The organism is Fusicatenibacter saccharivorans, from assembly GCF_015557635.1.
GTDB classification, from domain to species: Bacteria; Bacillota; Clostridia; order Lachnospirales; family Lachnospiraceae; genus Fusicatenibacter; species Fusicatenibacter saccharivorans.
The window spans coordinates 197,140-217,763 of sequence record NZ_JADNOP010000001.1 but is presented as its reverse complement, the minus strand read 5'-3'; the positions used below and the strand labels follow the sequence as shown (position 1 = coordinate 217,763).

At 48.6% G+C, this 20,624-nt stretch carries 20 protein-coding genes; 17 read left to right on the top strand and 3 right to left on the bottom strand.

Annotation, left to right across the window (positions count from 1 at the left end; translation table 11 throughout):
- Positions 1–14 precede the first annotated feature (14 nt).
- The gene (locus tag I2G42_RS00995; protein WP_055226380.1) at positions 15–1,916 is read left to right on the top strand and encodes a bifunctional 4-hydroxy-3-methylbut-2-enyl diphosphate reductase/30S ribosomal protein S1; all 1,902 of its coding nucleotides are present in this window, start codon (positions 15–17) and stop codon (positions 1,914–1,916) included.
- Between the two features lie 147 nt (positions 1,917–2,063).
- Positions 2,064–3,140, top strand: a complete 1,077-nt coding sequence (locus I2G42_RS00990) for a putative ABC transporter permease (RefSeq protein ID WP_055226378.1) — start codon at positions 2,064–2,066, stop codon at positions 3,138–3,140.
- 64 nt (positions 3,141–3,204) lie between these two features.
- On the opposite strand, the gene I2G42_RS00985 is transcribed toward I2G42_RS00990, so the two are convergent.
- The gene (locus I2G42_RS00985; RefSeq protein ID WP_173815674.1) at positions 3,205–4,293 is read right to left on the bottom strand and encodes a ribonuclease H-like domain-containing protein; all 1,089 of its coding nucleotides are present in this window, start codon (positions 4,291–4,293) and stop codon (positions 3,205–3,207) included.
- Positions 4,294–4,465: 172 nt separating this feature from the next.
- Here I2G42_RS00985 and ruvA point away from each other — a divergent pair, with 172 nt between their 5' ends.
- The 11 genes from ruvA to I2G42_RS00930 all read left to right on the top strand — a co-directional run bounded on the left by ruvA (position 4,466) and on the right by I2G42_RS00930 (position 14,453).
- Positions 4,466–5,080 (top strand): Holliday junction branch migration protein RuvA, encoded by a 615-nt coding sequence (gene ruvA, locus I2G42_RS00980; RefSeq protein WP_022461906.1) that lies wholly within the window; start codon positions 4,466–4,468, stop codon positions 5,078–5,080.
- A gap of 40 nt (positions 5,081–5,120) precedes the next feature.
- On the top strand, positions 5,121–6,131 hold the full coding sequence (ruvB, locus tag I2G42_RS00975) for a Holliday junction branch migration DNA helicase RuvB (protein ID WP_117760325.1): 1,011 nt from the start codon (positions 5,121–5,123) through the stop codon (positions 6,129–6,131).
- A gap of 130 nt (positions 6,132–6,261) precedes the next feature.
- On the top strand, positions 6,262–6,693 hold the full coding sequence (locus I2G42_RS00970) for a cell division protein ZapA (RefSeq protein ID WP_022461904.1): 432 nt from the start codon (positions 6,262–6,264) through the stop codon (positions 6,691–6,693).
- 57 nt (positions 6,694–6,750) lie between these two features.
- Positions 6,751–8,964: a U32 family peptidase gene (locus tag I2G42_RS00965; protein ID WP_195530630.1), complete on the top strand. Its 2,214-nt coding sequence runs from the start codon at positions 6,751–6,753 to the stop codon at positions 8,962–8,964.
- Between the two features lie 26 nt (positions 8,965–8,990).
- Positions 8,991–10,505, top strand: coding sequence for an FtsW/RodA/SpoVE family cell cycle protein (locus I2G42_RS00960; RefSeq protein ID WP_070100777.1), 1,515 nt, complete (start codon positions 8,991–8,993; stop codon positions 10,503–10,505).
- Positions 10,453–11,919, top strand: coding sequence for a peptidoglycan D,D-transpeptidase FtsI family protein (locus I2G42_RS00955; protein WP_070100776.1), 1,467 nt, complete (start codon positions 10,453–10,455; stop codon positions 11,917–11,919). The genes I2G42_RS00960 and I2G42_RS00955 overlap by 53 nt, the downstream gene beginning before the upstream one ends.
- A 203-nt stretch (positions 11,920–12,122) precedes the next feature.
- Positions 12,123–12,599, top strand: coding sequence for an NUDIX hydrolase (locus I2G42_RS00950; RefSeq protein WP_022461900.1), 477 nt, complete (start codon positions 12,123–12,125; stop codon positions 12,597–12,599).
- The gene (locus tag I2G42_RS00945) at positions 12,583–12,912 is read left to right on the top strand and encodes a hypothetical protein (protein ID WP_022461899.1); all 330 of its coding nucleotides are present in this window, start codon (positions 12,583–12,585) and stop codon (positions 12,910–12,912) included. Before I2G42_RS00950 ends, I2G42_RS00945 begins: the two co-directional genes overlap by 17 nt.
- A complete protein-coding gene (locus tag I2G42_RS00940; RefSeq protein ID WP_082424863.1) occupies positions 12,909–13,892 on the top strand; it encodes a DUF2953 domain-containing protein in 984 nt (327 codons plus the stop codon). The genes I2G42_RS00945 and I2G42_RS00940 overlap by 4 nt, the downstream gene beginning before the upstream one ends.
- Before the next feature lie 3 nt (positions 13,893–13,895).
- On the top strand, positions 13,896–14,300 hold the full coding sequence (locus I2G42_RS00935) for a GerW family sporulation protein (protein ID WP_022461897.1): 405 nt from the start codon (positions 13,896–13,898) through the stop codon (positions 14,298–14,300).
- Positions 14,301–14,306: 6 nt separating this feature from the next.
- Positions 14,307–14,453, top strand: coding sequence for a hypothetical protein (locus I2G42_RS00930; RefSeq protein ID WP_167622772.1), 147 nt, complete (start codon positions 14,307–14,309; stop codon positions 14,451–14,453).
- 391 nt (positions 14,454–14,844) lie between these two features.
- On the opposite strand, the gene rpmB is transcribed toward I2G42_RS00930, so the two are convergent.
- Complete coding sequence (gene rpmB / locus I2G42_RS00925; protein WP_022461896.1) at positions 14,845–15,030, bottom strand: 50S ribosomal protein L28; 186 nt, start codon at positions 15,028–15,030, stop codon at positions 14,845–14,847.
- A 244-nt stretch (positions 15,031–15,274) separates the two neighbouring features.
- Between rpmB and I2G42_RS00920 the strand changes: the two genes are divergently transcribed.
- From I2G42_RS00920 to I2G42_RS00905, 4 genes are all read left to right on the top strand, one after another.
- Positions 15,275–15,631 (top strand): Asp23/Gls24 family envelope stress response protein, encoded by a 357-nt coding sequence (locus tag I2G42_RS00920; protein WP_022461895.1) that lies wholly within the window; start codon positions 15,275–15,277, stop codon positions 15,629–15,631.
- Positions 15,632–15,655: 24 nt separating this feature from the next.
- Complete coding sequence (locus tag I2G42_RS00915; RefSeq protein ID WP_055226532.1) at positions 15,656–17,335, top strand: DAK2 domain-containing protein; 1,680 nt, start codon at positions 15,656–15,658, stop codon at positions 17,333–17,335.
- A gap of 18 nt (positions 17,336–17,353) precedes the next feature.
- The gene (gene recG / locus I2G42_RS00910; RefSeq protein WP_055265201.1) at positions 17,354–19,408 is read left to right on the top strand and encodes an ATP-dependent DNA helicase RecG; all 2,055 of its coding nucleotides are present in this window, start codon (positions 17,354–17,356) and stop codon (positions 19,406–19,408) included.
- 263 nt (positions 19,409–19,671) lie between these two features.
- The gene (locus I2G42_RS00905) at positions 19,672–20,190 is read left to right on the top strand and encodes a DUF6465 family protein (RefSeq protein WP_022461892.1); all 519 of its coding nucleotides are present in this window, start codon (positions 19,672–19,674) and stop codon (positions 20,188–20,190) included.
- A gap of 111 nt (positions 20,191–20,301) precedes the next feature.
- Here the strand turns inward: I2G42_RS00905 and I2G42_RS00900 are convergent, their stop codons facing one another.
- Positions 20,302–20,523 carry an alpha/beta-type small acid-soluble spore protein gene (locus I2G42_RS00900; protein WP_022461891.1) on the bottom strand — a complete coding sequence of 74 codons (222 nt, stop codon included), beginning with the start codon at positions 20,521–20,523 and terminating at the stop codon, positions 20,302–20,304.
- Positions 20,524–20,624: the final 101 nt, after the last annotated feature.

Sequence of the window (20,624 nt, the reverse complement as noted above, 5' to 3'; positions counted from 1 at the left end):
GAGAAGAAAAACAGATGGAAGTAACTGTTGCAAAAAGTGCAGGCTTCTGCTTCGGCGTCAAACGGGCGGTCGATACGGTATACCGTGAAATTGAGAGCGGTGAAAAGCCGGTCTACACCTTCGGGCCGATTATTCACAACGAACAGGTTGTGGAGGATCTCGAAAACCGCGGTGTGCAGGTGATCCTTTCGGAAGATGAACTAGAGGGGCTTTCTGGCGGAACCGTTGTGATCCGTTCCCATGGCGTATCGCGTGATGTCTGCGAAAAGATCGAAGCGCGCGGCATGAAAATTGTAGATGCGACATGTCCGTTCGTCAAGAAGATCCACCGGATTGTGGATGAAGAGGGAAGAAAAGGCCGCCATGTTGTTATCATCGGAAGCGCGGATCATCCGGAGGTGCAGGGCATCATGGGATGGGCGAGCGGCCCGGTTACCGTGATCCATACCTCCGAAGAAGCAGAGCAGTTTGTGCCGGAAAACGGAAAACCAATATCTATTGTGGCACAGACGACATTTAATTACAACAAATTTAAAGATTTAGTTGAAATTTTTTTGAAAAAGAGTTATGATAGTACTGTTTTAAAGACTATCTGCAACGCTACCGAGGAAAGACAGACGGAAGCGAGAGCAATTGCCAGGAAGGTTGATGCCATGTTTGTCGTGGGAGGCAGACATAGTTCAAACACGCAAAAGCTGTATGAGATATGTAAAGAAGAATGTAAAAATACTTACTTTATAGAGACACTCGTTGATTTGGAATCTAAGCCTTTTCAATCATTTGGTCGCGTAGGTATTACAGCTGGGGCATCCACCCCGAATAAAATAATTGAGGAGGTTCAAAAAATGTCAGAAATGAGTTTTGAACAAATGCTGGATGAATCATTTAAAACAATCAGAAACGGAGAAGTCGTTGAGGGTACTGTAATCGATGTCAAAGACGATCAGATTATCCTGAATATCGGATACAAAGCCGATGGTATTCTTACCAAAAACGAATATTCCAACGATTCTTCCATCGATCTTCACACCGTTGCACAGCCAGGTGACAAAATGGAAGTCAAAGTTCTGAAAGTAAATGATGGAGAGGGACAGGTCCTTCTTACTTACAAGAGACTTGCTGCTGAAAAAGGCAACAAGAGACTCGAGGAAGCATTCGAGAATCATGAAGTTCTGAAAGCAAAAGTAACACAGGTACTGAACGGAGGATTATCCGTAGTTGTTGAGGAGACCAGAGTATTCATTCCGGCCAGCCTTGTATCTGATGTATATGAAAAAGATCTGTCTAAATATGCAGATCAGGAAATTGAATTCGTTATTACCGAGTTCAACCCGAGAAGAAGACGCATCATCGGTGACCGCAAACAGCTCATCGTTGCTGAGAAGAAGAAACTGCAGGAAGAACTGTTCGCACGCATCGCAGTTGGCGATGTTGTAGAGGGAACTGTTAAGAATGTTACCGATTTCGGCGCATTCATCGATCTGGGCGGAGCTGACGGACTGCTTCACATCTCTGAGATGTCCTGGGGCCGCGTAGAGAACCCGAAAAAAGTATTCAAAGTTGGTGAGACTGTAAAAGTTCTGATCAAAGACATCAACGGCGACAAGATTGCTCTTTCCTTAAAATTCCCGGAAGAGAATCCGTGGCTGAACGCTGCTGACAAATACGCTGTAGGCAACGTAGTAGAAGGCTGTGTTGCCCGTATGACTGACTTTGGTGCATTCGTTGAGCTTGAGCCGGGCGTAGATGCTCTGCTTCATGTTTCCCAGATTTCCAGAGAGCATGTTGAGAAACCGTCTGATGCACTGAAAATCGGACAGGAAATCACTGCAAAAGTAGTTGATTTCAACGAGGAAGACAAAAAAATCTCTCTGAGCATGAAAGCTCTGGAAAACGAAGAGCCAGTAGAAGAGTAAGAATAATTTAACTTGCAGGTGCTGCAGTTGGATGATTAGAATGCCGTAGACAACCGGGTTTCCTGAACAGACAGGAAACCTGTTGCCTGCGGTATTTTCTTATCATCCTGTTTTTGGCACCAGAAAAGAAAAAGGGGATGAAAGTTTATGTGGGAGACGAAGATTCTGGGTGTGGATCTGTACCACGTTCTAGCATGGTTCTGGCTGTACAGCTTCTGCGGATGGATCTGGGAGAGTTCCTATGTATCGATCCGGCAGAAAAAACTGGTCAACCGCGGTTTTGTCAATGGTCCGCTGCTGACACTGTACGGCACCGGCGCTGTTATGGTATACTTGATCCTGCGCCCGTTTGAAGCGAACGTCTGGGCACTGTATTTCGGAGGTGTCATTGTAGCGACGGTTCTGGAATATGTAACCGGCGTGCTGATGGAGACCATTTTTCATGCGCACTGGTGGGACTACAGCAATCAGAAGTTTAATTTTCAGGGAAAGATCTGCCTCAGCAGTTCGATTGCCTGGGGATTCTTTACACTGGGGCTGTTCTATATTCTGCAGCCGATTGCCGTGAAAGTAGTGAATCTTGTTTCGGATACTACAGGAGAGATCATTGTTTCCGTTGTTACCGTCTGCTATCTGGTAGATTTTGGATTTTCCGCAGCCGCAGCATTCCAGCTGGGACAGAAGATGCGCAGTCTGGAGAAAACGTGGGGAGAATTTCTGAAATATCTGCAGAAATCCCGCTTTAACCAGCTTGCCGAGGAGATGAATGCGAAAGTACAGCAGTATCGTGCAGAGTATTCCAGAGATAAGATGAAAGAATATCTGGCCGAGAAGCGCCAGACACTGTCTGAGGCAATGGAGCAGATGCAGAAGCTGGAGAAGGAGCGGAAAGAAGCCGAGGGAAGAAGAAATCCGCTTTTCGAGTCGAAGAACCGCCTGATGGAGTTCGGAGCAGAGCAGAAGGAACGCCTGACCGAGTTCGGAGCAGAGCAGAAAGAACGGTTTGCGGCACTTGGATTTGATGTGCGCAGTGATAAGATGCCGGATCTTAAAGAGCTGCTGGAGCGCTTTGACCAGATGACAAAACCGCAGCTTCCGACCAACTGGCTGATGCGCCTGACAACGAAACGTTATCTGCGCGCCTATCCGCATCTGCAGGGAACGCATCATGCTTCTCTGAAAAAGGAAGAAAAAAAGGTAGAAGAGAAAGAAGAGAAAAAATAAAGGACTGCTTGGAAAGGACAGTCCCGGAAAAACGGCCGTGCATGCAAAAATGTGTACGGCTGTTTTATTTTCTGGTTTTGCTATCGTCTTTGAAAAAGAGCTGAAGCTCGGAACAGAGATACTCTTTCAGGAGATCTTCCTGCGAAAGAAAGGCATCGGACCACTCAAAATAGTAAGGGCGGCTTTTGAAATCCTCGCGGAAGGCCGGGGTGAAAAACTCTTTCTGCTGCGGAAGAAATGTACCGGTCCGCCGCTGATAGCAGTTGGCAGCCTTTGCTTTCTGACGGTGTTCCGGATCGACAAACGCGCCAACGCTCTTGTGAACAGCCTGATCCTCCAGCGGAAGATAATAGTAATTCTTATAGTCCGGGAAGAAATATTTCAGCTCCGCCGTATGCGTCTGCAGGGAGAGAGAAACCCGTGAACCAAAGGCTGTAAGAGAACCATCCGCGCAGACACGGGAGAGGAAAACCGGAACTTCCCGCTCGGGCTGCAGTGAAACTTCCAGTGTCTGTCCGGTAAAACGACACGACTGGACAGAAAAATCGCCGTGAAACAGAGCAGGAAGCGCGAGCAGTTCCAGAACAGAACCCATGCCGAGGACATCCTCATAATTGTGAAGGAAAAGCAGTTCCAGTTTCTTTTCATCCAGTGTCTGAAGATAGTCGTGGTAAACAGAAATCAACTGTTTTCCGTTAAGTTGATCCTTCCGTGGGAATGAGAGATACTGTTCCACATTTTTCTGTTTCATTGAAGAAAGTCCCAGGATTGACTGAAACGGGCGGAGTGCCTGATAAAGATCCAGGGATGCGATTGACGAAAGCGGATCTTCCATCTGATAAAACAGTGCTTTGTGTGTGAGGTAAGGAAGATCAAATGTCGTTCCATTAAAATGCACCAGCTGCTTCACGTCGGAAAGAAACGTGAAAAAAGAGACAAGCATCTCTTTTTCTTCGGTCGGTCGATCAAGAAACCACTGGCGCAGTGTGAAAGTATCCGCGGCCGGGTCAAAGAACAGCGCACCAATCAGATAGAGATGCGAGGTACGCCAGGAAAGGCCGGTCGTCTCAATATCGAAAAAGACATCGCCGTTTCTCAGATACATCTGAAGATCGGCAGAGAGAGCGGCGGGGGTAGAATCTATGATCTGCATAAGGTTTTTTGTCTCCTTTGAAAAACTTTTTTGAATCTAAAGATATTATAAGACGAAAAAATCTGACATGCAAGAAAGACAGCGACTAATCGTTGCGTGATGAGAAAAGTTCTGCTATAATAGAATGTGCGTTCGCTTTCGAAAAAAGAAAACGGCGCTTTGGAGGAAAAACATGATTGCATTTATCAAAGGAACTGTAGATTCTCTTTCGGAAGGAAAAATGATTCTCGAAAGCCATGGAATCGGCTATGAGCTGAATATTCCAGCGAGTATGTTCGACGCAGGCATCCGGGAGGGAGAAGAGTTAAAGATATATACCCATATGAGTGTGCGGGAAGACGGAATTTCCCTATTCGGCTTTCTGTCCCGTGAAGATCTTGAAATATACCGTATGCTGATCGGCGTAAGCGGCATCGGACCAAAAGCGGCGCTTGCGGTGCTGTCCACGCTTACTGCAGACAATCTGCGCTTTGCCGTCCTCTCGGAAGATGTCCAGGCGATTGCCAAAACACCGGGCATCGGAAAGAAGACCGCGCAGAAGCTGATTCTGGAATTAAAAGACAAATTCGACCTGCAGGAAGCGTTCGAGCAGAAGCTGGCAGGAAATCAGGCGGCTGCGGCGGTACGGCAGGCAGGCGAACCGGATGCCTTCCAGGATGCGGTACAGGCGCTGACTGCGCTTGGCTACTCCGGAACGGAAGCACTGCAGGCAGTAAAGAAAGTCGAAATCACCGAAGGCATGGACAGCGAGGCTGTGCTGAAAGCGGCATTGAAGCATATGTTTTAGCAGATGGTCCTAAATTGTGGAAGAAGGAAACCTTATAACGATGGAAAGAAGAATTATCACAACTGACGTTCTCGAGGAGGACGTGAAAATCGAAGGTTCGCTCCGTCCCCAGCGCCTGGACGACTACATCGGACAGGAAAAGACGAAAAAGAACCTGAAAGTATATATTGAAGCAGCAAAACAGCGAAGTGATGTTCTCGATCATGTGCTGTTTTACGGCCCTCCGGGACTTGGAAAAACAACGCTGGCGGGCATCATTGCAAATGAGATGGGAACCCATATGAAGGTAACGAGCGGCCCGGCGATCGAAAAACCGGGTGAGATGGCAGCGATCCTCAACAATCTGCAGGAGGGCGACGTCCTGTTTGTTGATGAGATCCACCGCCTGAACCGCCAGGTCGAGGAGGTTCTTTACCCAGCGATGGAGGATTTTGCGATTGATATCATGATCGGAAAAGGCTCTTCGGCGCGCTCGATCCGCCTGGATCTGCCGAAGTTTACGCTGGTCGGCGCAACAACGCGTGCAGGTCTTTTGACTGCCCCGCTCCGCGACCGGTTCGGTGTCATCCACCATCTGGAATTTTACACGGAGGAAGAATTGGCCAACATTATTCTGCACTCCTCAAAAGTACTGAATGTGGAGGTGGACCCGCAGGGAGCGCTTGAGATGGCGCGCCGTTCCAGGGGAACACCGCGTCTGGCAAACCGGATTTTAAAGCGTGTCCGCGACTTTGCCCAGGTGAAATACGATGGAAGAATCACAAAAGAGGTCGCATCATTTGCTCTTGATCTGCTGGAAGTAGACCGTTACGGACTGGATCAGACTGACCGGCTGCTTCTTACCACCATTATGGAAAAGTTCCAGGGCGGTCCGGTGGGACTCGATACCCTGGCTGCATCGATTGGAGAAGATGCCGGCACCATCGAGGATGTCTACGAGCCGTTCCTGATCAAATCCGGATTTATCAACCGCACTCCGCGCGGAAGAGTGGCAACGGAATTTGCCTGGCACCACCTGGGGCTGGAGGCACCGCGTAAGATCGAAGAGTAAAAGCCCTGAATCTTTCATTTTCTGTCGCTTTTTGCAGAAAAAGGTTGTTTTTCTTCCATTTTCGGTATATGATAGGTTATATTAGCCGGGAGTTTGGTCCGGTTAAATTCAGTGGAGGAAAAGCAAAAGAATGGCTGTAAAAAATACAACACAGGTTTTAATAGATGGAAAAATTATCACACTGGGAGGCTATGAGAGCCCGGAATATCTGCAGAAAGTAGCTGCTTATCTGAATCAGAAGATCAGCGAACTTTCCCAGTCAGCCGGATACAACCGCCTGTCGGTGGATACGAAGCACACACTGCTTGCACTGAACATTGCAGACGACTATTTCAAAGCAAAAAGCCAGGTAGATACCCTCGAAGAGGATATGGAAGCCAAAGACCGGGAAACCTACGATATGAAGCACGATCTGATCGCAGCGGAAATCCAGGCCGGCGATCTGAAAAAAGAACTGGAAGAGAAACGAATCGAGCTGGAACATGTGCGCGGCGAGAGGGAAGAACTGCAGCGGCAGCTTGATAAGGCAAATAAGGATCTGGAAGATTTATTAAAAGCGTAAAAGAAGGAAAAACGGGGGATTGCGGAACAGGTAATCGCCCGTTTTTAGGAGATAAAGATGAAGACAGAATTATTAGCACCAGCCGGTTCGATGGAAGCGTTAAAAGCAGCGGTTTCCGCCGGTGCGGATGCCGTCTATCTCGGCGGAGCCGCATTCGGCGCAAGAGCGTATGCAAAAAATCTGGATGAGCAGGAGATTCTCTCAGCCATCGATTACGTCCATCTGCGGAACCGGAAACTGTATCTGACGGTCAACACCCTCTTAAAAGAGGAGGAACTGGAAGAGAAACTGTATCCGTATCTGCGTCCGTACTATGAGCAGGGACTGGATGCCGTGATTGTCCAGGATATGGGCGTTTTAAAGGCGGTCCGCTCCTGGTTCCCGGATCTCGACATTCATGCGAGCACACAGATGACAGTGACAGGATCTGCGGGAGCGCGTTTCCTGGAGAGCCTTGGCGCGACGCGTGTGGTACCGGCCCGTGAGCTTTCGTTTGCGGAGATCCAGAAAATCCACCGGACGACCAACCTTGAAATTGAATGCTTCGTCCACGGGGCGCTCTGCTACTGCTATTCGGGACAGTGCCTTTTTTCCAGCCTGATCGGCGGAAGAAGCGGAAACCGCGGAAGATGCGCGCAGCCGTGCCGTCTGCCGTACGAAGCGTACGATAAAGACAACCACCGCATGGGGGAGCCGGGCGACCGCTATCCGTTAAGCCCGAAGGATATGTGTACGGTAGAACTGCTGCCGGAGATTGTAAAATCCGGGATTATGTCCCTCAAAATCGAAGGCAGAATGAAAAAGCCGGAGTATACAGCGGGCGTTGTCAGCATTTACCGCAAATACCTCGATCTGTACGAAAAAAAGCCGTCCCGTTTCCACGTTCTGCCGGAGGACATGAAAAAGCTGTATGAGCTGTATAACCGTGACGGTTTCAACAAAAGCTATTATACCGTAAGAAACGGACGCGATATGATGGCGCTGAAGAACGAAAAAGAGCAGGAAAATAAAAAGAAACAGCGCAGAAATGAGCAGCTCTTTTATGAGATCCAGAGAGATTATATCGAGACTGAGGCAAAAGAGCCGATTTCCGGCTTTCTGACCCTGTATCCGGGCCAGCCGGCGTTCTTAAGTGCAGAAAGCGGAAAATACAGTGTAACAGCAGAGGCGGGCATGGTAGAACCGGCAAAGAAGCAGCCGCTGACCGAGGAACGCGCAAAAACACAGCTGGAAAAGACAGGCGAGACACCATTCTATTTCAAAGAACTCGATGTCTGTATGGATGACAACTGTTTCGTGCCGATGCAGACGTTAAACGAGTTGCGGAGAGGCGTTTCGGACCAGCTGGTGAAGGAGATGACAGAGCCATACCGCAGAAAAGCAGCGGAAAAGCCGGAACAGGAAGCAAAAGCATCTGGAAAACCAGACCAGGAGAGCAGGGCAGAAAAGAAAATGGAGCTGACCGCATCTGCTGAGACGAGAGCCCAGTGGAATGCGCTGCTCGAGATTCCGGAGATCACGACGATCTACGCCGGCATGGGATGCTTCAAACGGGAAATCTTCGAAGAGCAGGCGGAAAAAGGCATCCTGCAGGCGAAAGAACTGGGAAAACAGGTTTATCTGATGCTGCCGCACGTTGTGCGTGAAGGCGATCTGAAGGAATACCGCGACACGTTCCGCTGTCTGAAGGAAATCGGTCTTGGCGGTTTCCTGATCCGCAATCTCGAAAGCTTTTCGTTTTTGAAAGAGATGGGAATGGAAAAGGATATCCGGCTCGATTACAGCGTTTACACGTACAACAGCCGTGCGCAGGCATTCTGGCAGGAGCAGGGCGTGCAGCGTGATACCGTTCCGTATGAGCTGAACGAGCGGGAAATCGGAAAACGTGACAATACGAACAGCGAAATGGTGGTCTACGGCTACCTTCCGATGATGATTTCCGCCCAGTGTGTCCAGAAGAACCTGAACGGCTGCAATCACAGTTATTCTCTGGTACGCTTAAAAGACCGGATGGGAAAATACTTCCCAGTGAAGAGTTACTGCACCTCGTGCTACAGTGTGATCTACAACAGCCTTCCGCTCGGCCTGGTAAAAGAAGCCGATGAGATCCGGTCCATGCATCCGGCTGCGGTGCGGCTGAATTTTACCATCGAGACACTGGAGGAGACAAAAGAAATCGCCGCTGCGTTTGCTGGAACGTATTGTAAAGGAATCGCAGTTCCGGCCGAACAGGAATATACCAAAGGCCATTTCCGCCGGAAAGTAGAGTAAACGGTGAGAAAAAATAAGGGGAATTTATGGAAAATACCATTGTTCAGTTATCAAAATATGTGATTACCTTCCTCATGATCTGTTTTACCGTGCAGTCGTTTGCTGCACTCAAAGAGCGGGATGAGGATGAGCGCCATTACATTCTGATGCGGCAGATCATCATGATCATTCTGATGAATTTCATCTGTTTCTTCGTGATGTTCCTCCAGGAGGGCGAAGTATCAACGATTCAGATGTTTCTGCTCACGATGGCGTATATCCTGGGCGTACAGATCCTGTACCGCCTGATTTACCGGAAGGCATCGATGATCCTGGTAAACAACATGTGTATGCTGCTCTCGATCAGCATGATTATTCTGACGAGACTGAGCGTGTCAAAGGCGATGTCCCAGTACAAAATTCTGGCGGCATCCACACTGCTCTGCTTCATCATTCCGGTCATTGTCCGAAAGGGCAAGTTCCTGAAAAATCTGACCTGGATTTACGCTGTGCTCGGAATTGCCATGCTTTCCGTCGTTATGGTGCTTGGCTTTACTTCCGGCGGTGCGAAGCTGTCGATCGAAATTCACGGCATTACGTTCCAGCTCTCTGAGATTGCCAAGATCACACTCGTGTTCTTTATGGCAGGCATGCTGCGCGAGGATAATTCCTTTGGAAACGTTGTGAAAGCAACGGTCATTGCGGCAGTTCATGTGCTGATCCTTGTTGCATCCACCGACCTTGGAACTGCGTTCGTCTTCTTTATGGCGTACGTGGTTGTAATCTATGTGGCAACGAGAAAAGCCAGATATCCGCTTTTGGGACTTGCGGGAATGAGTGCCGCCTGCGTTGTGGCGTATTTCCTGTTTTCCCATGTACGGAACCGTGTGGCACTCTGGCAGGATCCGATCGGAAACTGGGATATCAGCAGCCAGTTAGCACAGGGCCTCTTCGGCATGTGCTCCGGCGGATGGTTCGGAACCGGCCTTTTCGAGGGACGGCCTGACATTATCCCGGTTGCAACGAAAGACTTTATTTTCTGTGCGATCTGTGAGGAGATGGGCATTATCTTCGGAATCTGCCTGATTCTGCTGTGCATGTCCACATTCCTTCTGATTATCAATATTTCCATGAAGATGAGCAAACGGTTCTACAAACTGATTGCCATGGGTCTTGGAACGGAATATGCGACACAGGTGTTCCTCACCATCGGAGGAACCATTAAATTTATTCCTATGACAGGTATCACGCTGCCGCTGGTCAGCTATGGAGGAAGCTCCATGTTCTCCACGGTGCTGATGCTGTCGATCATTCAGGGATTGTACATCTTAAGGGAAGACGAAGGTGAGGAGCTTGAGAAAAGACGAAACAAGAAGAAACGAAACCAGCAGAAAAACGACCCAGGCGCCAAGAAAAAACGACGCCCGGACGAAGAGACCGAAAGACGAAAGAAGAGCGGCGGCCGGAACGACGGACAGGGAACCCGCCAGAAGTACCGCGAGCAGCCGGATGAATTCGAACGGCGGATCGAAGAGCAGACCGAGAACAGCCTCCACTGGTAAGGCGGCAAACAACGGCGCAGGGCCGTATCTGATCGTTTCGTTCCTGTTCGTGGCCATGTTTCTTGGGCTGATCGCGTATCTCGTTTACTTTAATGTCGTGCGGAAAGAAGAATTTCTGAATAGTTCTTACAATACGAGACAGAATAACTATGCAGAGCGCGTGATCCGCGGAACAATCTATTCTGCGGACGGCCAGGAACTGGCAAAGACGACGACAGATGAAAACGGGGATGAGGTAAGAACGTATCCGTTCGGCAGCCTGTTTGCGCAGGTGGTTGGCTACACGGGAAAAGGAAACAGCGGCCTCGAATCTTCCTACAACTATATGCTGATGGAGTCCCATACAAGTAAGTTAAAGCAGGTAAAGAATGAATTCAGCGATGCGAAGAACCCGGGAGACAGTCTCTATACAACGCTGAATACAACACTCCAGCAGGCCGCGGCCGATGCACTGGACGGATACCGCGGTGCAGTTGTCGTGATGGAGGCAAAAACGGGCCGTGTACTTGCCAATGTGAGCAATCCGGTTTTTAATCCCAATACGATTGATGAGGACTGGGAGGCACTGAACGCAGACGATGAGAGCGGCGTGTTTCTGAACCGCGGTCTGCAGGGAAGATATCCGCCGGGATCTACGTTCAAGATTGTTACTTCGCTTGCGTATCTCCGTCAGAACGGCACACTGGACGGTTTTTCGTTCGACTGTGACGGTGAGCTGACAGCAGGAAACTATACGATTCACTGCTCCGGCGGTGAAGTGCATGGACCGGAAGATTTTGCAGGTGCGTTTGCACATTCGTGCAACTCTGCCTTTGCACAGATTGGCCTTGGGCTGGATAAAGATGCCTTCCGCTCGCTGGCGGATTCCCTGTATCTGAACAGCCGTCTGGATCTGGAGCTTCCGACCAGCAAAAGTTCTTTCGACCTTGATTCGACAACGGCGGATGCTCTTGTGATGCAGACCTCCATTGGCCAGGGCGATACGCTGGTAACACCGATGGAGATGGCGCTGATCGCCTCCGCGGTTGCAAATGACGGAGAAATGATCAAACCGCGTTATGTGGACAACATTGTGTCTGCGGACGGACAGGCAGTCAAAACCTTTTACAAAGAGTCTCTTGGCACGGTAATGTCCGAGAGCGAAGCCAATACGCTGACAGAGCTGATGAAAGGCGTTGTCCAGAGCGGAACTGCAGTTTCACTTTCGGATCTGCCGTACAATATCGCCGGTAAAACAGGAACCGCAGAACACGGAAGCGACGGAGAGACACCGCATTCCTGGTTTGTCGGATTCTCCAATGCGGATGATCCTGATATTGTCATTGCTGTTGTGGCAGAAAACGGCGGATATTCGAGTGAAGTCGCTGTACCGATTGCAAGACAGGTAATCGAAGCATATTATGCACAGCAGTAAACGATGAAAAAACGCGTTCGAACCGGAAAGGATGGGTTCGGGCGCGTTTTCTGAATTTTTAGAAAAATGTTAGAAAAAGGATGCGGTTTTAAGGTTGCGCGGGGGCGGGAAAAGAGGTATACTTTTTAACAGAAGATCTGGCGGCAAGCGGGAAGAAAAGAGCTGTCAGAGAATGGAAAAAAGCCAGAAGGAGCTTAAAACGTATGATCGAAGCAGTTAGCTGCGGAGGTATCGTAATCTACCGTGGAAAAATATTGACGCTTTACAAAAGCTACCGCAACAAATATGAAGGCTGGGTTCTGCCGAAAGGAACCGTTGAGCCGGGAGAAACCCATGAACAGACTGCTGTCCGCGAGGTGTATGAGGAATCCGGCGTGCACGGAACCATCATCAAGTACGTGGGAAAAAGCCAGTACAGTTTCAGCATTCCGGAGGACACCGTGGAAAAAGAGGTGCACTGGTATCTGATGGCCTCATCCGGCTACTACAGCCGTCCACAGAGAGAAGAATACTTTGTGGATTCGGGCTATTACAAGTATCACGAAGCATATCATCTGCTGAAGTTTTCCAATGAACGGCAGATTCTGGAAAAGGCCTATCAGGAGTATCTGGAACTGAAGAGAGCAAATTTATGGAAGGTTCAGCCACAGGCTCAGGGAAAATATGGTAAACTGGTATAAAAATCTGTACGTCGGGGATACTGCAAAAAAGAAACAGAAAAAATGGATGCGCCGGATTGAGAACAAAAAAGCAGTTCCGGGAGTCTGGCTCCTCACACTGCCTTCCAATCAGCAGAACAATCTGGATGTAATTCCGGCGGATCTGCTTTTGCAGCCGGCCGTGCGGAGAAACTGTCCGATGATTGTCGGACTTGCCGTGTCGCGCGAGGAAGCTTTTGAGCTTGTGGAGGCGATCGCATTGGAAACTTATCGGGAAACCGGAGAAGTAAAAATCCGGGAATGGCTGCTGAACCGGATTGAGGGATGTGAATGATACATATACTATTCATGATTTTGAAGGCACTGGGGATTTTACTCCTTGTTTTACTGTTTCTCGTGCTTCTTATCGTCTGCACCGTCCTGTTTCTTCCTTTTTGCTACCGGGCGCAGGTTCTGAAAGAAGAAGAGGGATTTGCCTGCGTAAAAGCGAGCGGAAGAGTATCGTGGCTTTTCGGAGCTGTCGCGCTGACGGCCTCGTATGAGGAACAGAAGCCGGAGGCGCAGATTTTGCTTTTCGGGGCATCACTGGAAACATGGAAACGGCGGCTGAAAAAGATCCGCCGGGGAGAAGCGTCCGTGTCCCGGACGGAGGAAAATGAGACAGAAAATGCGCTGGAAGCAGAAAAAACAGCAGAGCAGAAAGCACCGGACCAGAAAGAAAAGCAGCAGAAGGTGACAGCACAGAAGGAGCAGCCAGAGCAAGAGCAGGAACCGGATGCGCCGAAAAAAAGCATTCTGGAACGGTTTTTCGGAAGGATCGAATATCTTCCGGAAAAACTGCTGAATCTTGTCAGCCGTCTGCTGCAGACAGCTTTCCGGCTGTTGGAACTTCCGTTCCGTCTGCTTGAAAAACTGGAGCAGAAAATCCAGGCAGGCAGACGGTTAAAAAGAAAGTGGGAGAGTGTGAAAAAATTCTTCCGTTCGAAGATGTTCCGTGAGGCACTGCTCCATGCAAAGAAAGAAGTGCTTTATTTCCTGAAGAAAGCAGCACCGAAAAAAGTAACCGGCACAGTCCGGTTCGGATTTGACGATCCGGCACTGACCGGAGAGACACTCGGCATTCTGGGTATGATTTATGGAAAACTGCCGAAAGACCTTTCCGTCCAGCCGGATTTCGAACAGGAAATTCTCCGGGGCGATGTCCGGATGAAAGGAAGTTTTCAGGCTGTGACAGCAGCCGGCATTGCACTTCGATTATTCCGGGATCAGAATCTTCGGAAAACCATACGACATTTCAAACACAAGGAGGCCTAAAAGATGGCAGAAAAGGACAACACATTTCAGAATACTGTAGAAGCACTGTTCCGCGGAATGGACAGCTTTATCACAACAAAGACGGTCGTAGGTGAGGCGATCCACATTGATGATACGATTCTTCTGCCGCTGGTAGACGTTTCCTTCGGCGTGGGAGCGGGTGCATTCGCAGAAAATGCAAAGAACAATGCAGGAGGCGGTATGGGCGGAAAAATTTCTCCGAGCGCCGTTCTTGTCATCAGCAAAAACGGAACACGTCTGGTCAACATCAAAAACCAGGATGCTGTCACCAAAATCATTGACATGGCTCCGGATCTGATCAGCCGCTTTACCGGCAAAAAGGAAGAGGACGGGTATACCGCAGAGAAAGTAGAGCATATAATAAACCAAGAGGCGGATAAGGAGTAAGCTCGTTTGTGCAGAATTTTAGGTTTTCTGCTGTTCTGGATGGGGGTCGGGCTTCTCATCAGCCTGATGATCCGCAGCTCATTTCTTACGGTTCTTGCGGCCGCTCTGCTGCTGTGCGTGGGATATCATCTGTTCTGCAATACAGGGGAATAGTGAAAGATGCACAAAAAGATCGGAAATGAACTGGCTGATTTGTACAGAGAAATACTTGCAAAATGAAGAAAGCTGCGCTATAATAAGTCCATCTTAAATGAATCAGCCAACTATACTAATATCATAGATCAAGACGAGGGCGTCTTACCAGAACGAAAGTTTCGGTAGGATGCTCTTTTTCTTTTGCTAAGCATATGGATCGTTGGCAGGTTCAGCTTAAGAGACCACGCTATTTTTTTCTCCCTTTTAAAATATAAAAAATAGAGCACAACAGGGCATAAGCGAAAACTTATGTCCTGTTTGCTCTTCCTAGAACTTTTTAAAAATCTTAGTTCTATTTTGAACAGCAAAAAAGCCTTCCCGGACTGGAAAGGCCTTTTAACCATTCAACTTATGCACGCTCTACTTTTCCGGATCTTAAGCAGGAAGTACATACGTACATTTTCTGCGGTACACCGTCAACTTTAACTTTGACAGATTTTACGTTAGATTTCCACATTTTATTGCTTCTTCTATGTGAATGACTTACGTTGTTTCCGAAATGAGCACCCTTCTCACAAATTGCACACTTTGCCATGATTGCACCTCCTTGACATACGTACTTGAGTCAAAACGCATTTTAGACTCACAACATAAGTCATTCTAACAGATCTATACCGGTTTTGCAAGTAAAAAATGAAAAAATTATATGAATTTTGAAGGTTTTTCATTTTAAACTTTCTTTTTTGCGGAAAAGCGGTTATAATGTATCGTAGAGTGGAGTCAGTTATTCCTGTCTCCATGTGTTTTGAATAGTATGATGGAATTGGAGGATACAAGGCATGAAAGGTCGTATGAATACAGGCTTGGGAGAAATCGTAATCAATCCGGATGTAATCGCCCTGTATGCGGGCAGCGTTGCTGTGGAGTGCTTCGGCATTGTCGGAATGGCAGCGGTAAACATGAAAGATGGACTGGTCAAACTTCTGAAAAAAGAGAGTCTGACACACGGAATTAATGTATCGATTTCGGAAAATAAAATTTCCCTGGATTTCCACGTGATTGTTTCTTACGGAGTCAGTATTTCTGCCGTAACAGATAACCTGATCAATAATGTGAAATACAAGGTGGAAGAGTTCACCGGAATGGAAATTGAAAAAATCAACATCCTGGTTGAAGGCGTTCGCGTCATCGACTGATGGTAATAGGAGGAAATGAAGAAAGTGGCTACAAATACAATTGATGCCGGCTTACTGGCAAAAATGTTTCTGGCTGGTGCAAAAAATCTGGAAGTAAAGAAAGAGTGGATCAATGAGCTGAACGTGTTCCCGGTACCGGACGGCGACACAGGTACCAACATGACGCTGACGATCATGTCCGCAGTCAAGGAAGTAAACTCGCTCACAGAAGTGAACATGTACAACCTTTCCAAGGCAATCTCTTCCGGTTCTCTGCGCGGTGCCAGAGGTAACTCCGGCGTTATTCTTTCCCAGCTCCTTCGTGGCTTTACCAAGAAGATCCGCGACTATGAAGAGCTGAATGCAGAGATTCTTGCAGAGGCAATGGAAAAAGCAGTCGAGACTGCATACAAAGCCGTTATGAAGCCAAAAGAAGGTACCATCCTGACCGTGGCAAAGGGAGCAGCAGAGAAAGCAGCAGAGCTTGCACCGGAAAGCGAAGATCTGAACGCATTCATCGAGGACGTTCTCGCGCATGCAGAGTACGTGCTCTCCCAGACACCAGAGATGCTGCCGGTATTAAAAGAGGCAGGCGTTGTGGATTCCGGCGGACAGGGTCTCTTAACCGTACTGCAGGGCGCATATGACGCGTTCCTCGGGAAAGAGATTGATCTGAATTTCGAGATGCCGGAAGCAAAGACAGAATTTGTCAGACCGTCCAAAGAGACAGAAAAAGAAATCAAATTCGGCTACTGCACCGAGTTTATCATTATGCTGGAAAACCCGCTTCCGGATGAAGAGGTTTATGCATTCAAAGATTTCCTGAACGGAATCGGAGATTCGATCGTTCTCGTTGCAGACGACGAGTTGGTTAAGGTACACGTACATACCAACGATCCTGGAAAAGCAATTTCCAAGGCGCTGACGTACGGACAGCTGACCAGAATGAAGATCGACAACATGCGTGAGGAGCATCAGGAGCGCCTGATCAAGAACGCAGAAAAGATCGCAGCACAGCAGGCAGAGGAAGATAAGAAGAGAAAAGAAGCAGCAAAACAGCCGCCGAAGGAGAACGGATTCATCGCCGTGTCCATCGGAGAGGGAATCAAAGAGATCTTCCAGGGACTCGGTGTTGATTACCTGATCGAGGGCGGTCAGACCATGAACCCGAGCACCGAGGATATGCTGACTGCAATTGAGAAGGTCAATGCAAAGAATATCTTTATTCTGCCGAACAACAAAAATATCATCCTCGCAGCAAATCAGGCAAAAGCCATGACTGAGGACAAAAATATCATCGTTGTTCCGACCAAAACCGTTCCGCAGGGCATCACAGCCATGATCAGCTATGTGCCGGAGAAATCTGCAGAAGAGAACGAGGAGGCCATGACAGAGGGCATCCAGATGGTAAAAACCGGTCAGGTAACGTACGCGGTACGTGATACCCACATCGATGAGAAAGAGATCCATCAGGGTGACATCATGGGACTTGGCGATCACGGACTTCTCGCTGTCGGACAGGATATTCTTACCGTTGCAGAAGAAACCATCCGCGCCATGGTCGATGAGGACAGCGAGCTGATCAGCATCTACTACGGTGAAGATATGAGTGAGGAAGATGCCGAAAGCCTTGGCGAAAAAATCGAGCAGGCATATCCGGACTGCGATGTGGAAGTAAACTATGGCGGACAGCCGATTTACTACTGTGTCGTTTCGGTTGAATAAGAGTAAGGAAAGAAAAATATGAATACGGAACCCCTGACAACACTGAAGGGGATCGGTGAAAAAACGGAGAAGCTGTTTGCAAAAGTAGGAATCTACAATTTGCAGCAGCTTCTGCATTATTATCCAAGAGATTATGACTGCTATGCAGAGCCGGTTCCCCTTCGCGAATGCAGACAAGAGGAAAAGAATGCGGTATACGGAAGAATTGTCCACAGTCCGTCGGTAAAAGGAAACCAGAGAAAGAGCGTCGTCGTCCTGGAACTCTACGAGGAGCCGGTGCGGCTGCAGCTTACCTGGTTTAATATGCCGTTTCTGCGGAGCACGCTGAAGAAAGGCAGTGTTTTTATCTTCCGCGGAAAGATACAGGAAAAATCAGGCCGTCTCGTGATGGAGCAGCCGGAAATCTTCACTCCTGCCGCATACCATGAGCTTCTGGCAAGTCTTCAGCCGGTTTATGGGCTGACAGCCGGTCTCACGAACAAGATGGTGAGCAAGGCCGTCGCACAGGTGCTGGAACGATGCGCACCTGCGCAGGACTATCTGCCGGAGAAAATCCGTGCCCGGTATGAACTCTGTGAAATCAATTATGCCCTCCATGAGGTTCATTTCCCAAAAGACCAGGAGCATCTGGCAACGGCGCGGCGCAGAATTGTGTTCGAAGAGTTTTTTCTCTTCATCCTGTCCCTGCGGCAGTTAAAAGAGCAGACGGAGGGAATTACCAATGCGTTCCCGATCCGCGCCGTCTGGAAGACGGAGGAAGTCATCGAAAATATGCCGTACCGTCTCACGAATGCACAGATGCGCGTGTGGGGCGAACTGGAGCGGGACTTAAAAGGCCATACCCGCATGGCGCGGCTGGTACAGGGAGATGTCGGAAGCGGAAAGACAATTCTGGCATTCCTTGCAATGATTATGACAGCCGAGAACGGCTACCAGTCGGCGCTGATGGTTCCGACGGAGGTCCTGGCGCGGCAGCATTATGAATCGCTCTGCACTCTGTTAAAAGAAAACAATCTGACGGAATACAATCCCCGCCTTCTGACTGGATCCACGAAAGCAAAAGAACGCCGGGAAATTTATGCCAGTCTGGAAGACGGAAGCTGCAAAATGGTGATCGGCACACATGCACTGATTCAGGAAAAGGTACAGTACAAAAATCTGGCGCTTGTCATCACAGACGAACAGCACCGCTTCGGTGTCCGGCAGAGAACGGCACTTGCTGAAAAAGGGGAACCGCCGAATGTTCTCGTTATGAGTGCAACGCCGATTCCAAGAACCCTGGCTATCATTCTGTACGGAGATCTTTCGATTTCTGTGATTGATGAACTTCCGGCGAAGCGTCTGCCGATCAAAAACTGTGTGGTGGATACGTCTTACCGTCCAAAAGCTTACCGCTTTATCACGCGTCAGGTCGAACTGGGCCGTCAGGCGTATGTGATCTGCCCGATGGTGGAGGAGAGCGAGGGTCTGGAAGCGGAAAACGTCACCGACTATACACAGCTCCTGAAAAAAGAGCTGCCGGGCATCACAGTAGAGATGCTGCACGGACAGATGAAGGCGGCGCAGAAAAACGAGATCATGGAGCGGTTCGCCAGCGGAGAAATCCAGGTACTCGTCTCGACGACAGTCGTGGAGGTCGGTGTCAACGTGCCGAATGCGACGGTGATGATGGTGGAAAATGCCGAACGGTTCGGCCTTGCACAGCTCCATCAGCTCCGCGGACGTGTCGGAAGAGGAGAGCATCAGTCCTACTGTATTTTCATCCGCGGAAACAAAGATCAGGAGACCGCCAAACGTCTGGAAATCCTGAACCATTCGAACGACGGGTTTTATATTGCTTCGGAAGATTTGAAACTGCGCGGCAGCGGCGATCTGCTGGGAACGCGCCAGAGCGGGGATATGGAATTCCAGATGGCAGATATTTTCCGGGATGCCGATATCCTGCAGAAAGCGAGTGAGGCGGCTTCAGAACTGCTTGCCGACGATCCTTATTTTGAAAAACCGGAGCATGAACTGCTGAAAAAGGTAATGAAATCGTATCTTGATCTGGAAAACCACGACATTGGATTGTGAAAAATTACAAAAAAATCCGGCTTTAAAATGCAAAATCGGATAAAAATAACAGCCTGATTGGATAGTATGGAAAATGACTGTACAATTTCGTGGAAAATTCGTGCGAAATCAGATATTACTTGAAATGACAAAAAAATTCATGTATCATAAACAAGGAATCAAAAAATGTGCGGACCGTGAGTGTCAAGCGTTCGCCTGAATGATAGTTCGCAGGACGGCTCTTCCAAAATATACAGGGCCGGTCTAAATGGGAGGAAACAGATATGGTAAAGAAAAAACCAGCTGCCCAGGCTAAGACAGCAGAGAACGAGACAGTAAAAGTAGAGACCAAAGCAGCAGAAAAAACAACCGCAGCAGAGAAAGAAGCTGTAAAAGAAGTTGCAAAAGAAGTTGTAAAGGAAACTGCAGCAGCAGAGGAAGCACCTGCAAAAGCAGAAGAAAAACCGGCAGCAAAAGCTGCAAAAACAACCCGCACAACAGCGAAGAAAACAACGACAAAGAAAGCGGCTGCACCGAAAAAACCAGCAGCAGCGAAAAAGCCGGCAGAGAAAAAAGCACCTGCAAAAGCAGCAAAGAAAGAAGCGGAGCAGGAGATGATTCTGCAGTTCGGCGGAAGAGAAATCAAGGAGAAAGATCTGTACGAGAGAATCCAGCAGATCTGGATCGAAGGATATGGCAAGAAAGCAGAGGAATTAAAGAGCCTGAAGGTTTATGTAAAACCGGAGGAATTTACTGCTTACTACGTAATCAATGATGATGTAACCGGAAGCATTGATCTGTAAGTATTATGTACAGCTCTGCAGGAGCAAGAAAAAAGCGTGAGCTTTTCCGAAAAGAAAAGAGCTCACGCTTTTTGATGCCTGTTCCGGCATCAGGATGTTATACCGGGATGATTAGTACTGGCCAGAAGAACCGCCGGACATCTGGCGTTCCTGCTGCTCAATCATCTTTTTGACCATATAACCTCCGACAGAACCATTCTGTTTGGAAGTCAGGTTACCGTTGTAGCCATCACTGAGCGGCACGCCGAGTTCGCTTGCCACCTCAAATTTGAATTTGTCCAGAGCGCCTTTTGCTTCTGGTACTGCTGCGGTATTCGATGAACGATTCGCCATGTTCATTCCCTCCTTTATCTTTGTGCTTGTTAAAAGCTGCTGTGAAGCAGATCCGGATGTGTTTTTCATCTGTTCTGCTACGGTCATAGTATGTGGAAAGA

Coding starts and splice junctions, on each gene's coding strand:
- I2G42_RS00995 (WP_055226380.1), top strand. CDS start 15: ATGGAAGTAACTGTTGCAAAAAGTGCAGGCTTCTGCTTCGGCGTCAAA.
- I2G42_RS00990 (WP_055226378.1), top strand. CDS start 2,064: ATGTGGGAGACGAAGATTCTGGGTGTGGATCTGTACCACGTTCTAGCA.
- I2G42_RS00985 (WP_173815674.1), bottom strand. CDS start 4,293: ATGCAGATCATAGATTCTACCCCCGCCGCTCTCTCTGCCGATCTTCAG.
- ruvA (WP_022461906.1), top strand. CDS start 4,466: ATGATTGCATTTATCAAAGGAACTGTAGATTCTCTTTCGGAAGGAAAA.
- ruvB (WP_117760325.1), top strand. CDS start 5,121: ATGGAAAGAAGAATTATCACAACTGACGTTCTCGAGGAGGACGTGAAA.
- I2G42_RS00970 (WP_022461904.1), top strand. CDS start 6,262: ATGGCTGTAAAAAATACAACACAGGTTTTAATAGATGGAAAAATTATC.
- I2G42_RS00965 (WP_195530630.1), top strand. CDS start 6,751: ATGAAGACAGAATTATTAGCACCAGCCGGTTCGATGGAAGCGTTAAAA.
- I2G42_RS00960 (WP_070100777.1), top strand. CDS start 8,991: ATGGAAAATACCATTGTTCAGTTATCAAAATATGTGATTACCTTCCTC.
- I2G42_RS00955 (WP_070100776.1), top strand. CDS start 10,453: ATGAATTCGAACGGCGGATCGAAGAGCAGACCGAGAACAGCCTCCACT.
- I2G42_RS00950 (WP_022461900.1), top strand. CDS start 12,123: ATGATCGAAGCAGTTAGCTGCGGAGGTATCGTAATCTACCGTGGAAAA.
- I2G42_RS00945 (WP_022461899.1), top strand. CDS start 12,583: ATGGTAAACTGGTATAAAAATCTGTACGTCGGGGATACTGCAAAAAAG.
- I2G42_RS00940 (WP_082424863.1), top strand. CDS start 12,909: ATGATACATATACTATTCATGATTTTGAAGGCACTGGGGATTTTACTC.
- I2G42_RS00935 (WP_022461897.1), top strand. CDS start 13,896: ATGGCAGAAAAGGACAACACATTTCAGAATACTGTAGAAGCACTGTTC.
- rpmB (WP_022461896.1), bottom strand. CDS start 15,030: ATGGCAAAGTGTGCAATTTGTGAGAAGGGTGCTCATTTCGGAAACAAC.
- I2G42_RS00920 (WP_022461895.1), top strand. CDS start 15,275: ATGAAAGGTCGTATGAATACAGGCTTGGGAGAAATCGTAATCAATCCG.
- recG (WP_055265201.1), top strand. CDS start 17,354: ATGAATACGGAACCCCTGACAACACTGAAGGGGATCGGTGAAAAAACG.
- I2G42_RS00905 (WP_022461892.1), top strand. CDS start 19,672: ATGGTAAAGAAAAAACCAGCTGCCCAGGCTAAGACAGCAGAGAACGAG.
- I2G42_RS00900 (WP_022461891.1), bottom strand. CDS start 20,523: ATGGCGAATCGTTCATCGAATACCGCAGCAGTACCAGAAGCAAAAGGC.